This window comes from Variovorax sp. N23 (assembly GCF_025486315.1).
Lineage (GTDB): Bacteria > Pseudomonadota > Gammaproteobacteria > Burkholderiales > Burkholderiaceae_C > Variovorax.
Window position 1 is genome coordinate 97,171 of sequence record NZ_JAOOPY010000007.1, and the last position, 12,486, is coordinate 109,656.

At 68.3% G+C, this 12,486-nt stretch carries 11 protein-coding genes; 2 read left to right on the forward strand and 9 right to left on the reverse strand.

Annotation, left to right across the window (positions count from 1 at the left end; all coding sequences use genetic code 11):
* Position 1: 1 nt before the first annotated feature.
* Genes N8A90_RS12800 through N8A90_RS12810 form a run of 3 tightly spaced genes read right to left on the reverse strand, consistent with a single transcriptional unit; the run spans position 2 to position 3,534 of the window.
* Positions 2-1,186: an SfnB family sulfur acquisition oxidoreductase gene (locus tag N8A90_RS12800; RefSeq protein ID WP_262075285.1), complete on the reverse strand. Its 1,185-nt coding sequence runs from the start codon at positions 1,184-1,186 to the stop codon at positions 2-4.
* The gene (locus N8A90_RS12805) at positions 1,183-2,541 is read right to left on the reverse strand and encodes an LLM class flavin-dependent oxidoreductase (RefSeq protein WP_262075286.1); all 1,359 of its coding nucleotides are present in this window, start codon (positions 2,539-2,541) and stop codon (positions 1,183-1,185) included. Before N8A90_RS12805 ends, N8A90_RS12800 begins: the two co-directional genes overlap by 4 nt.
* Before the next feature lie 60 nt (positions 2,542-2,601).
* Positions 2,602-3,534, reverse strand: coding sequence for a TauD/TfdA dioxygenase family protein (locus tag N8A90_RS12810; protein ID WP_262075287.1), 933 nt, complete (start codon positions 3,532-3,534; stop codon positions 2,602-2,604).
* Between the two features lie 254 nt (positions 3,535-3,788).
* Here N8A90_RS12810 and N8A90_RS12815 point away from each other — a divergent pair, with 254 nt between their 5' ends.
* The gene (locus N8A90_RS12815) at positions 3,789-4,223 is read left to right on the forward strand and encodes a DoxX family protein (RefSeq protein WP_262075288.1); all 435 of its coding nucleotides are present in this window, start codon (positions 3,789-3,791) and stop codon (positions 4,221-4,223) included.
* A gap of 83 nt (positions 4,224-4,306) precedes the next feature.
* Here N8A90_RS12815 and N8A90_RS12820 read toward each other — a convergent pair whose 3' ends face one another.
* From N8A90_RS12820 to N8A90_RS12835, 4 genes are all read right to left on the reverse strand, one after another.
* On the reverse strand, positions 4,307-5,554 hold the full coding sequence (locus N8A90_RS12820) for an acyl-CoA dehydrogenase family protein (protein ID WP_262075289.1): 1,248 nt from the start codon (positions 5,552-5,554) through the stop codon (positions 4,307-4,309).
* Between the two features lie 32 nt (positions 5,555-5,586).
* A complete protein-coding gene (locus N8A90_RS12825; protein WP_262075290.1) occupies positions 5,587-5,931 on the reverse strand; it encodes a DUF3088 domain-containing protein in 345 nt (114 codons plus the stop codon).
* 33 nt (positions 5,932-5,964) lie between these two features.
* Entirely contained in the window at positions 5,965-7,146 is a 1,182-nt protein-coding gene (locus N8A90_RS12830) for an acyl-CoA dehydrogenase family protein (RefSeq protein ID WP_262075291.1), read from the reverse strand.
* A 186-nt stretch (positions 7,147-7,332) separates the two neighbouring features.
* Positions 7,333-7,539 carry a dodecin gene (locus tag N8A90_RS12835; RefSeq protein ID WP_262075292.1) on the reverse strand — a complete coding sequence of 69 codons (207 nt, stop codon included), beginning with the start codon at positions 7,537-7,539 and terminating at the stop codon, positions 7,333-7,335.
* Positions 7,540-7,802: 263 nt separating this feature from the next.
* Between N8A90_RS12835 and N8A90_RS12840 the strand changes: the two genes are divergently transcribed.
* Positions 7,803-9,110 carry an O-acetylhomoserine aminocarboxypropyltransferase/cysteine synthase family protein gene (locus N8A90_RS12840; protein WP_262075293.1) on the forward strand — a complete coding sequence of 436 codons (1,308 nt, stop codon included), beginning with the start codon at positions 7,803-7,805 and terminating at the stop codon, positions 9,108-9,110.
* Between the two features lie 15 nt (positions 9,111-9,125).
* On the opposite strand, the gene N8A90_RS12845 is transcribed toward N8A90_RS12840, so the two are convergent.
* The gene (locus tag N8A90_RS12845; RefSeq protein WP_262075294.1) at positions 9,126-11,255 is read right to left on the reverse strand and encodes an ABC transporter permease subunit; all 2,130 of its coding nucleotides are present in this window, start codon (positions 11,253-11,255) and stop codon (positions 9,126-9,128) included.
* Between the two features lie 31 nt (positions 11,256-11,286).
* Positions 11,287-12,333 (reverse strand): amino acid ABC transporter substrate-binding protein, encoded by a 1,047-nt coding sequence (locus N8A90_RS12850; protein ID WP_262075295.1) that lies wholly within the window; start codon positions 12,331-12,333, stop codon positions 11,287-11,289.
* Positions 12,334-12,486: the final 153 nt, after the last annotated feature.

Here is a 12,486-nt window from a genome sequence, read left to right on the forward strand (position 1 = left end):
ATCAGAGCGACGCGTGCCGTTGCGGCGTCGCACCGTTGAGCCAGTGGTTCCCGATGGCATGCGGCTTCCAGCGCACCGGGTCGTGCACGGTGTGCGTGCGTGCATTCCGCCAATGGCGGTCGAGGTTGTGTTCGGCCAGCGTCGCCTGCGTGCCGCCGAGCTCGATCAGCGTGGTAGCTGCACGCAGCGCGAATTCGGTCGTCACCACCTTGGCTTCGGCCACGGCGATGGAGGCCTCGGTCACGCGCGCGGGCGTGCTGTCCTCGCGCGCCGCGTCGAGGTAACGGCCGCTGCGCTCGAGCAGGGCCTCGGCCGCATGCTGCTGGATGACCAGCTCGCCGAGCTTGGCCAGCGTCAGCGGGTCGTCGGCCGCGCGCGCCACGCCGCTGTCGGGCCAGGGGCGTGCGCGGTCGCGTACCCAGGTGCGCAGGTCGGCCATCGCGGCGCGGCCGATGCCCAGGTCAATGGCCGCGTGCAGGATCTGCGCGAAGGGGCCGTGGATGGTCGGCGGATCGAAGAGCTGCGCGCGCGGGAAGACCTGCTGCGACTCGATGACCACGTTCTCGGCCGTCACGGTGCCGCTCGCGGTGGTGCGCTGGCCGAAGCCGCTCCAGTCGTCGAGCACTTCCAGGCCCGGTGCGTCGCGCGGCACGTACACGAGCACCTGGCGGTCGTCCTTGTCCTTGGCGGCCACCGGCACCCAGTGCGCGAACAGCGCGCCGGTGCAATAGAACTTGCGGCCGTTCAGGCGCAGGCCGTCGGGGCCGTCGCTCAATCGCGCGGTGACCACCTTGGCGTTGGGCGTGCCGCTTTCCGACACCGCATTGCCGAAGCGCTTGCCTTGCAGCGCCTCGCGAAAGAAGAAGTCCTGCTGTGCCGGGCTCCCGATGAGCCGCACCGCATCGACCAGGCAATGGTGGTTCTGCGGAATCTGGCCCAGTGCTGGGTCGGCCTCGGAGATCAGCGCGATGACCTCTGCCAGTGTGGCGTGCGACACCGCTGCGCCGCCGAAGGCGCGCGGCACCACGATGCCCCACAGGCCGCTGGCCGAGAAGCGCTCGACTTCGTCATGCGGCAGCCGGCGATCGCGGTCCCGTTCGGAGGCGGTCGGCGCGAATTCGGCAGCCAGTGAGCGTGCCACGTCGAGGGCTTCGGCGTCGGTCTGGATCAGGTGGGCGGTCGTCATGAAGGGGTTGCCAAGGGATGTGCGGGCGGACGCACGCTCGCGCGCCCGAAGATCTTTTCGCGCCAGCTGCCTTCGGCATAGGCACGCTTGTGCAGGCCGCGGCGCTGCAGCTCGGGCACGACGAGGTCGACGAAGTGCTCGAGGCCCTCGGGACTGACGGTGCGCACCAGGTTGAAGCCGTCGACGCCGGCATCGTCGACCCAGGCCTCGATCTCGTCGGCGATCTGCGCGGGCGTGCCCACCACCGGCGTATGCCGCCCGCCGAGGGGCATCTCCGCGAGCAACTGGCGCACGGTGGGTGCGGCCCCTTGCCGTTGCAGCGAGTCGACCGAACTCTGGATCGCATCGGCACTGCCGCCGGTCACCGGATCGTCCAGGCCATGGTGGGAGAGGTCGACGCCGATGGCACTGGAGAACTGCACCAGCCCGGCCTCGGGCCGGGCGTAGCGGCGGTAGTCCTCGTAGCGCGCGCGGGCTTCGCCTTCGGTGGCGCCCACGACCACCTGCAGGGTCGTGACGAAGCGCGCGTTCGAAGGGTCGCGTCCGGCCTCGGCCATGGCGGCGCGCAACTTGCGCACCACGGCGGCGGTTGCCTGCAGGCCCTGGTTGGGCACGAAGACCACCTCGGCATGGCGGGCCGCGAAGGCGGTGCCGCGCGCGGACGCGCCGGCCTGGAACAGCAGCGGCGTGCGCTGCGGCGAGGGCTCGCACGGGTGGACCGCGTCGAGCTTGTAGAACTCGCCCGCGTGGTGGATGGCGCGCACTTTCGCGGGGTCGGCGTAGATGCCGCGCGCGCGGTCGGCGATCACCGCATCGTCGTCCCAGCTCGACTCCCACAGCTGGTAGACCAGTGCCATGAACTCGTCGGCGCGGTCGTAGCGCTGGTCGTGGCCCGCCGTGGCGGTGTCGCCGCGCGCACGCGCCGAACTGTCGAGGAAGCCGGTCACGATGTTCCAGCCGATGCGGCCTTCGCTCAGGTGGTCCAGCGTGGACATGCGCCGCGCGAATGCATGCGGCTGCTCGGCGGAGATGGTGGCGGTGATGCCGAAGCCCAGGTGCCGGGTGACGCTCGCCATGGCGCCGACCAGCACCGCCGGGTCGTTGATCGGCAGCTGGATGGCGTCGCGCAGCGCCGCGTCGGCACTGGCGCCCCACACGTCGTAGACGCCCGTGACGTCCGCGAGAAACAGGCCGTCGAACAGGCCGCGTTCCAGCGTGCGCGCCAGGTCGAGCCAGTAGGGCAGGCGCTTGTACGCAGTGGAGCGGTCATTCGGATGGCGCCACAGGCCGTGCGAGATGTGGCCGACCGTGTTCATGTCGAACGCGTTCAGCAGGATGGGGGGGCGTGCAGCCATTGAAGATCTTTCGCGCACGGGCCTGTTGGCCGCTGCGCGCTTGCGAGTTTTGCAGCGGGTTCAGAACGGGCGGCTGCCCGAGAGGCTGATGCGCTTGAGCAGGCGGCGCTCGCCGTTGTCGAAGGCACTGCGCGCATGCAGCGTGGCCTGGTTGTCCCAATAGACGATGTCGCCCACCGACCAGCGGTGGGTGTAGGCGAAGCGCGGCTGCAGCAGGTGCTTGCGCAACCGGGCCACGAGCGCCGCACCGTACTGCGGCTCGACGCCGACGATCTCGACCTCGGTCTTCTCGCCCAGATGCAGGATGCGACGGCCGCTGTCGGGGTGGGTGCGCACCAGCGGATGCACTTCGAAGGGGGTGAGGGGCTCGATGTCGGGCGTGCGGTAGAGCGGGAAGCCGGTGGGCAATGGCTTGAGCTTGCGCAGGAACGGGTTGTAGGTGATGAGCTTCAGGTCCGCGATCTCGCGCTGGGTGCCGGTGTCGAGCGCATCCCAGGCCGCCGCGAGGTTGAACCAGGTCGTGTCGCCGCCTTCGGACGGCACTTCGATGCCGTAGAGCAGGGAGCCGGACGAGGGCACCGGTGTCCAGTGGTGGTCGGCGTGCGCGGCCAGTTCGTCATGCCCGAGCACGCCGCCTTCGAGGTTCGAGACGTGCACGATGTCGGGCGTGTTGCCGCCGTATGGGTCGGAGCCGAGCACCGGCACGTTGGCAGGCGGGCGGAACACACTGCCGAAGTAGCTGGCCAGGCGCTCGAACTGCGCATCGTCGAGCTGCTGGCGCTTGAAGACCAGCACGTGCCGTTCGAGCAGCGCCCGCTTCAGCGCCAGAACCTGGTCGGCGCGCAGCGCTCGCGTGGCATCGAGGCCTGTGACCTCGGCACCCAGTGCCGCATCGAGAGGCGCGATGCGGAAGGCCTCTGGAGGAAGCGCGTTCCGGCTGGTGGGGTCGATGCGGGGCGCAGGGGGGGCGATGGTGTCGGGCGACAGGGTCATGGGGCGGCGTCTCGGCGCAATGCGATGCAAGCCACCGATGCTAGGCAAGCCGGCCGTCGCTGCATGCGCGCATTGCGCATGTGCTTATGCGCAAAGCTCGCTTGGACCGATCCCGCTGCAGTCAGGCCGGTGGCGAATGGCGACGCCCATCAAAAGCGAGGCTCGAAGTACGAATTTCGAACTTGGGATGTGCCCGGCGCCGCCACAGAATTTCGGTGCGTTCCCCTTGTTCAACTTCCATCGTTCTCACTGCCATGACCATTCCCAATACAGATCGCCTGGTTCCACCGACGCTCTCGGTGCTGCGCATCGTCTCTGCCTACCTGCTGATCCAGCACGGTTCGGCGAAGCTGTTCGGCTTTCCGCACGTCGCGTTCTTCGACAACCTTCCGCTCGTCTCGCTGCTGGGCCTGGCCGGCGTGCTGGAGTTCTTCGGCGGCATCCTGCTGTTGATCGGTTGGTTCACACGGCCGGTCGCCTTCGTGCTGTCGGGGCTGGCGGCCTTCGCCTACTTCCTCGGTCACGCGTCCAAGGGCTTCGTGCTGGCACCATCGCTCAACCAAGGGGAGGCTGCGGTGCTGTTCTCGTTCGTCTTGCTGTTCATCGCCTTCGCCGGTGCCGGTCCCTGGAGCATCGATGCCTGGCGGCGCCGCGAATCCTCTGCCGGCCTCAAGGCGGCCACGGCTTAGGCAGGCGAATCTCCTGTCGACGCCGACGCGCGCTCCGGGCATGCCCGGAGCGCGCGTTCGATCTTCGTGGACGGCTGTTGGTGTTACTGAAAAGTGCCCGGCTCGGGCAGCGCATCGCTGACGAACCAGCGCCCCACGTTGCGCGTCTTGTATTCGGCGGGGTTGTGCAGCGTGTGGATGCGCGCGTTGCGCCAGAAACGGTCGAAGCCTTCGGGCCGCACGGCAGATCGGGCACCCATCACCTCGAAGATCTCGCTGGTCACTTCCAGCGCGACCTGCCCGGCGAGCACGTTGGCGGCGGCGATGGCCACCGCGGCCTCGCCGCGCTGCGCGTGCGTCAGCGCTTCGCCCTGCGCAGCCACGTGGTCGAGCGCGACGAGTGCGCGATCGGCCAGCGCGGTCGCGGCCTTCGTCTTCACGTAGAGCTCGCCGTACTGGCGCTGGATCCAGGGGTCGTCGATGTGGCGCTCGACGCCGGAATGCAGCCAGGGGCGCGACTTGTGACGGGTGTAGTCGCGTGCGGCACGCAGTGCGCCCTGCGCGGTGCCGACGAAGACGTTGAGCAGCACACTCTGCTGCTGCAGCGGCGTGACGGTGCGCCAAGCCTCCGCAGGCGCACCGGTCGGGTTCAGTGGGACAGGAGCGCCGAGCACCTCGCTCGCATGAATGCGCACGCCACGGTAGCTCACCCGGCCGCTGCCCGTCTGGCGCTGCCCGATGCCGTCCCAGTCGTCCTCGATGACGAGACCTTCTCGGTCCGAAGGAATGGCGGCGAAGCGGCGTTCGCCGGTCTGTTCATCCTCCCAGGCCACCGACAGGAAGTCGGCCACGTGCGAACCGGAGGTGAATGGGCGGTAACCGTCCAGCACGAACCAGTCGCCTTCCAGCCGGCCGAACAAGCTTCGGGAGAAGCTGTTGGCCGTGTTGCCCCAGAACCAGTTGCCCTGCACGGATCGGCGCCAGAGGTCGGCGGTCTTCTCCGGTTCCTTGCGCAGGCGCGGGCTCAGCAGGCTGCTGTAGTGGTAGCCGAAGAGATGGCCGAGCGAGCCGTCGACCTGAGAGAAGGTGCGCGTGATGCGCAAGGCAGTTGACCACGGTTCGCCTTCTCCACCGTGCTCGCGCGGCAACAGCAGGGCGAGCAGGCCGTTCTCCTTCAGGAGGCGGATCTGCTCTACGGGGCGGCCACCCGCGCGGTCACGCGCGATGGCGTCCTGGTTGAAGCGTTCGCGCAGTTCCACCGCGCGTGCCAGGAACGGGTTGCGTGTGTCGGGCTCGAACAGCTGCGGCGGGACGCCGGTGTCGGCATGGAGATAGGCGATGGAGGCGGACATGAACGCGGTTCTGCTCGTGAGGGATGGAAAGGTCAGTGGACCTTCGGGAACCCGTGGCGCTCGGCCAGCAGTTCCAGGATCCGGCGGGTGTCGGTGACGAAGCGCGTGTCGCCCAGCGCGAGCGCATCGGCCGGCGCCGGGTGCCCGTCGCCGAGGATCAGCACCGGCAGTCCCTGGTGCGCTTCGTCGAGCGCGGCGATCACCTCGGTGCGCGGCCGCGCAAAGGGCAGGTGCGAGATGTCGAGCGCGGCGGCGAGTTCGGGCGCCGCGGCCAGCAGTCCTTCGATGGGCAGGCAGTCCGGGCAGACGAAGCGCTCGCCGGGATGCTGGGGGTCGGCGAAGCCGGGGGCGAGCAGGAGAAGGCGGTCGCGAGGCATGGGTTCCTTCCAGGTCAAAAACAGGGCGTCGGCTCAGCGGTACAGGGCCGGCTCCGGGTGCGCGCCGGTCAGCAACCAGGTGCCGAGCAGGCGCTTCTTGTATTCGGCCGGGTTGTGCAGCGTGTGCGTGCGCGTGTTGCGCCAGAAGCGGTCGAAGCCGTTGGCGGTGGTGGCCGATCGCGCACCCATCACTTCGAAGATCTCGCTGGACACCGAGAGACCCGTCTCGCCCGCATACAGGTTGGCCGTGGCGACGGCGATCGCCGCTTGGCCCCGGTCCGCGTCGTTCAAGTCGCGGCCTTGCGCATAGGCGGCGTCGAGTTGCGCTGCCGCGTCCTCGGCGAGTTCCGTGGCGGCCAGCGTCCGGATGGCGAGCTCACCGTACTTGCGCTGCACCCAGGGGTCGTCGGTGTGCCGGTCGACACCCGAATGGATCCAGGGCCGCGACACCGTGTTGGTGTAGTCCCGCGCTTCTTCCAGTGCGCCCTGCGCGCTGCCGAGGAACACGTTGAGCAGCACGCTCTGCTGCAGCAGGGTGGTGAGCGAGGCGAAGGGCGTCAGCGGCTCTCCCGGCTGGCCGAGCAGTTCGTCGTCGCCCACGCGAACGCCCTCGAAACGCACGGTCCCGCTGCCGGTCTGGCGCTGCCCGATGCCGTCCCAGTCGTCCTCGATCACGATGCCCGCGCGGTCCTGGGGCACCACGGCGGAAACGCGCAGGCCCAGCGGGTTCTCCCAGGAGATCAGCAGGCGGTCGGCCACGTGCGAACCCGAGGAGAACGGGCGGAAGCCGTCGATGACCCACGCATCGCCGTCACGCCGGGCGGTAGACGTCGGCGACATTGCATTGCCCGCGTTGCCCCAGAGCCAATGGCCCTGCGCCGAGGCGCGCAGAAGCGTCTCGCGCTGTGCCGGCGTAGCGCGTGCGTTGACGGCATGCAGGGGCAGGTGGTGGTAGCCGAACAGATGGGCCAGAGAGCCGTCGGTTTTGGCAAATTCGCGCACCACGCGCAGCACCGTGCGCCAGGAGGCGCCAGCGCCGCCGAACTCGGCGGGGATGGCCGCCGAGAGCAATCCGCTCTTGCGCAGCAGGCGCACCGGCTCGAGCGGGCGGCCGCCCGCTTCGTCGCGCAGCACGGCGTCGGTGTGGAAGGTCTTGCGCAGCGCCGCGGCGCGGGCGATCCAGGGGTCGGAGAGGTCGGTGTCGAACGCGGGCATCGGGGCTTTCGGAAGCGCATCGCTCGGTGCGCCGAGAGACGTCGAGTTGGCTTTTTGCCGAACGATCCTAGGCCGCGCGGGCGGTGCTCGCCAAAGACGAAATTCGCGGATCGATATTCGGCGCGCCTTGGCGCTTTCGGAATTGGGCGAACAACCGCACAGGGCCGTAGGCTCTGTCTTCTGGCTCTATTCCAGCGTGAACCCGACTTTGATGGTCACCTGCCAGTGAGCCACGGCACCGTCCACGACATGACCTCTCGTCTCCGTGACGGAAAACCACTGGATATGCCGGATCGACTCATTGGCTTTTGCGATGGCCGTCTTGATCGCATCCTCGATGCTGACTTCGGAGGAGCCCGTGAGCTCCAGAGACTTGTAGACATGATTCGACATCTTCGTGGCTCCTAGATAGTTGGACGTCGCAGCGTACCCCGGTGCTGGCGGCGCTTCAACGACGCAGATCTGCTTTGCATATGAAAGCCTCGTTCTGCATGAGATCAGCGCCGCCGGCGCCGCAGCCGCCACTGCGATTTTTCACATATCGAACATCGGTTTTTGATGTTTCGCGTTCGAACGCACACGCCCAGAATTCAGGCCCCGTGCGGCTGACATCTCTCCGCAGTCAGTCGCGCCTTTCTCGATGTGAAAGAACCTTGATGTCTAACCCCTGGAAATTCGAAACCCTGTCTGTGCATGCTGGCTATTCGCCGGAAGCGACGACACGCGCCGCAGCACCGCCCATCTACCAGACCGTAGCATTCGCCTTCGACAGCGCGCAGCACGGCGCGGACCTGTTCGACCTGAAGGTTCCCGGCAACATCTACACCCGCATCAACAATCCGACACAGGACGTGCTCGAGCAGCGGGTCGCTGCGCTCGAGGGCGGCCTCGCCGCGCTGGTCGTCGCCTCCGGCCAGGCGGCCGTGACCTACGCCATCCAGACGATCGCGGAAGCCGGTGACAACATCATCAGCAGCACGGCCTTGTATGGCGGCACCTACAACCTGTTCGCCCACACCTTGCCGCTGTCGGGTATCACCACGCGCTTCGCCGACCACCGCGATCCCGCGAGCTTCGAGCCGCTGTTCGATGCGCGCACCAAGGCCGTCTTCGTCGAATCGCTGGGCAACCCGGCCGGCAACATCACCGACATCGCGGCCATCGCCGAGATCGCGCACCGCCATGGCGTGCCGTTGATCGTCGACAACACGGTGCCATCGCCTTATCTCAGCCGTCCGATCGAACACGGCGCGGACATCGTCGTGCATTCGCTGACCAAGTATCTGGGCGGGCACGGCACCAGCATCGGCGGCGCCATCGTCGATTCCGGCAAGTTTCCGTGGGCCGAGCACAAGGAGCGCTTCAAGCGCCTGAACGAGCCGGACGTCAGCTACCACGGCGTGGTCTACACCGAGGCGCTGGGGCCAGCGGCCTACATCGGGCGCGCCCGCGTCGTGCCGCTGCGCAACACCGGGGCCGCCATTTCGCCGTTCAACGCCTTCCTGATCCTGCAGGGCATCGAGACCCTCGCGTTGCGGATGGACCGCATCTGCGACAACACCCTGGCGGTGGCCAAGCACCTGAAAGCCAGCAAGGCGGTCAAGTGGGTCAACTACGCGGGTCTGGAAGACCATCCCGATCACGCGCTTGCCCAGAAATACCTGGGCGGCCGGGCCAGCGGCGTGCTGACCTTCGGCGTCGACGGCGCCGGCGGCAGCACGCGCGAAGCGGGCGCCCGGTTCCTCGACGCGCTGAAGCTGTTCACGCGCCTGGTCAACATCGGCGACGTGCGCTCGCTGGCCACGCACCCGGCGTCCACCACGCACCGGCAGCTCTCGCCGGAGGAACTGGCCAAGGCGGGCGTGTCCGAAGCCACGGTGCGCCTGTCGGTCGGCATCGAACACATCGACGACCTGTTGGCGGACCTCGACCAGGCGCTGGCTGCCGTCTCGAACAACGCCTAGGAGCCTGGGAGTTGCTCAGGAAGTGCCCAGCAACGGCGTGACCGGGGGCTGGCCTGCGTGCGCCGCGAGCGGGTCCAGCCCTTCGGGGCGCTGCACCGGCTTCGTGGCGGCCGACCGCTCCATGCGCAAGGCCAGTTGGGCAAGCGGCAGGCACAGGGCCAGGTAGAGCAGCGCCACCGCGGCATACACCTCGACGTCGTACGACCGCCAGCCCGGATTGGCGACCACGGCCTTGGCGGCGTTCAGCACATCGAACACCCCGATCACCATGACGAGCGAGGTGTCCTTCACGGCGCCGACGAACACGCCCAACGCGGCCGGTGCCGCGATGCGGCGGGCCTGCGGGAGCACGATGGCCCACAGCACCGTCACCGGGCGCATGCCCAGCGCCTGCGCGCTGGTGGTCTGGCTCTGCGGCACGGCCTGCAAGGCACCCCGCAGCACCTCGGCGAGAAGACAGGCGGTGTGCAGCGCCAATGCCGCCAGTGCCAGCTGGAACTTGGCGCCCGACCAGTCGCCGCCGAACAGCAGCGGCACCCAGAAGACGACCAGCAGCAGTTGCGCCACGAGCGGGATGCCGCGCGACAGTTCGATCAGCGCGGTGGCGGGCCAACGCAGCCAGCGCCGTGGGCTGCGCCGCATGAGCGCCAGCGCGACCGCAGCAGGCAGCGCCATTGCGATCGCGGCCAGCGACAGCGCCAACGTGACCAGAAGACCGCCCCAGGACACCGGCGGCAGCGGGGCCGGTCCGACGAGCTGGCCGCCGAGCACGCCGGCAACGCCCAATGCGGCGGCCACGGCGACACCGAGCCGCCAGCGCAGACGCAGGCCGGGCCAGACCAGCGCGCCGACCGCCAGCAGGAGCAGTCCGCAGGCGATGCTGGCCTGGTGGTGCTGCGCGGCCGGAAGGGTGCCGAACAACAGCAGTCGGCTGTTCTCGGTCACCGCTGCCCAGCAGGCACCGGCCGCATCGGCGCAAGCGGTCGCCGGCCCTGCCCAAACCGCGTCGAGCACGGCCCATCGGAGCCCGAGCCACAGGCCGAGCGCCGCGACCGACAGGACGATGACGCTGAGTGCCGCACGCACCGGCGACGCCCAGAGCGCATCGGCCCGAAGCGCGGGCAGGCCGAACCGATGGCGCAGCCGCAACGGGCCCGTGCCCTCGATGCCGTGGCGATTGACGCGCCGGTTGTAGCGTGCCAGGAAGAAGGCCAGCAGCAGGCTGATGCCGACGTAGAAGCCGGCGGCCAGCGTCATGCCTTCGATCGCGCGCCCAGTCTGCGCGATCATCGTGTTGACGATGGCCATCAGTTCTTGATAACCGATGGCAATGGCCAGCGTGCTGTTCTTGACCAGCATCAGGCATTGGTTGGCGTAAGGCGGCACCGCGACGCGTGCCGCGTACGGGTAGACGATCTGCGCCGCCACCGTGGCGGGCCGCATGCCCAGGGCCGAGGCGGCATCGACCTGACCCGCGGGCACCGACAGCACGGCACCGCGCACGATGTCGGCGATGTAGGCCGCATGGAAGACCGTCAACCCGATCACCAGCGCGGTGAACTCCGGGCTCAGGCTCCAGCCGCCTTGCAGGCCCAGGCCCGCTGCGATCGGCACATCGAGCTGCAGCGGTGGCACGGCGTGCCACGCCATCGCCAGTGCGACAAAGCCCGAGGCGAGCACAGCGCCCTGCAGCCATCGGGGCTGCCGGCCGGTGCGCCAGAGCACCAGGGCCGTGGCCACGAGGATGACCATCCATCCGCCCGCGCCATGCAGCAAGGGCATCGCGAGGCCGCGGTTGGACAGGAAGACGCCCGGCAGCGGCTGCCACGCCTGGCGCACCGACGGCAGCTGCAGCAGCAGCGCGTACCAAACGAACAATTGCAGCAGCACCGGCGTGTTCCGCACAGGCTCGACCAGCAGTGCCAATGCACGGTGCAACAGCGGATGGCGCGTGAGGCGCAGCAGCCCCAGCACCACGCCGAACACGGTGGCGAGCGGCAGGGCCAAGGCCGCGACCGTCAGCGTGTTGACCACACCGGACAGCACGACACGCAGATAGGTATCGTCCGGCCCGACCGACAACAGGCTTTCGGCGACCTGAAAGCCGGCCCGCTGCCAGAGCAGGCCGAAATCAGGCCCGCTCATGCCGCGAAGCTAGCGCGGCGTCCCTCGGTCTTCACTGAAACGGCGGTGCGTAGAGCAAGCCACCCTTGTTCCACAGGGCGTTGTAGCCGCGCTCGAGCTTGAGCGGCGTCTTCGGGCCGACGTTGCGGTCCCAGATCTCGCCGTAGTTGCCGACCGACTTGATCACGTTGTAGGCCCAGCGTTCGTCGAGCTGGAAGCTCTTGCCGATGCCCGCGTCGACACCCAGCAGGCGGCGAACCTGCGGGTCCCTGCTGACCAGGAAGCCGTCGACGTTGCCCGACGTGATGCCCAGTTCTTCGGCGGTCACCACGGCGTTGACGGTCCAACGCACGATGTCGATCCAGTTGCTGTCGTTGTCGCGCACCCAGGGCGACAGCGGCGACTTGTTCACACGCTCGGGAAGGATCACGTAGTCGTCGGGGTTGCCGGCGCGTGCCGAGCGGCTCGCCGCGAGGGTCGATGCGTCGGACAGGTAGACATCGCAGCGTCCGGCGTAGAAGGCCTTCTCGAGTTCGACCAGGTTCTCGATCACGACCGGCCGGTACTTGAGCTTGTGCGTGGTGAACCAGTCGACCAGGTTCTGTTCGTTGTTGGTGCCGGGCTGCACGCACACCTGCGCACCGTCGAGGTTCTTGGCGCTGGTGATGCCCAGCTTCTTCGGCACCAGGAAACCCTGCCCGTCGTAGAAGACGATCGCCGTCGACGTGATGCCCAGGCCCGCGTCGCGGCTGGAGGTGACGGTGGTGTTGCGGTTCAGCACGTCGATCTCGCCGGACAACAGCGCCGGGAAGCGCTGCTGCGAACTCAACGGCACGTAGCGCACCTTGTCCGGAGAACCCAGCACGGCGGTTGCCAGGGCCTTGCAGAAGTCGACGTCGAGCCCCGTCCAACGACCTTGGCTGTCGGCCAGCGACAAGCCGGCCGACCCCTGGCTGACGCCGCAGACGAGCTGGCCGCGCTTCTTGATGGTGTCGACGGTCGGGCCGGCGTGCGACAGCGTGGCGCACAGCGTGCCGGCAGCGGCAACAGCGGTCAGCAGAACGCTGCGCAGCGAGGGAAAAGCAGGAATCGACGGCATGAAGAGAGGTCCAGGAAGAAGCGAGGGAGAAGATGGGTCTCGGCGTCGATCGGCAGGGGTGCCGGATCGAAGGGACGCAGATTCTAGGAATGGAAAGGGCTCTGACCTCACCCCGTGAAGCGACCGATTTCGCGCATGCTTATGCGAAAAACA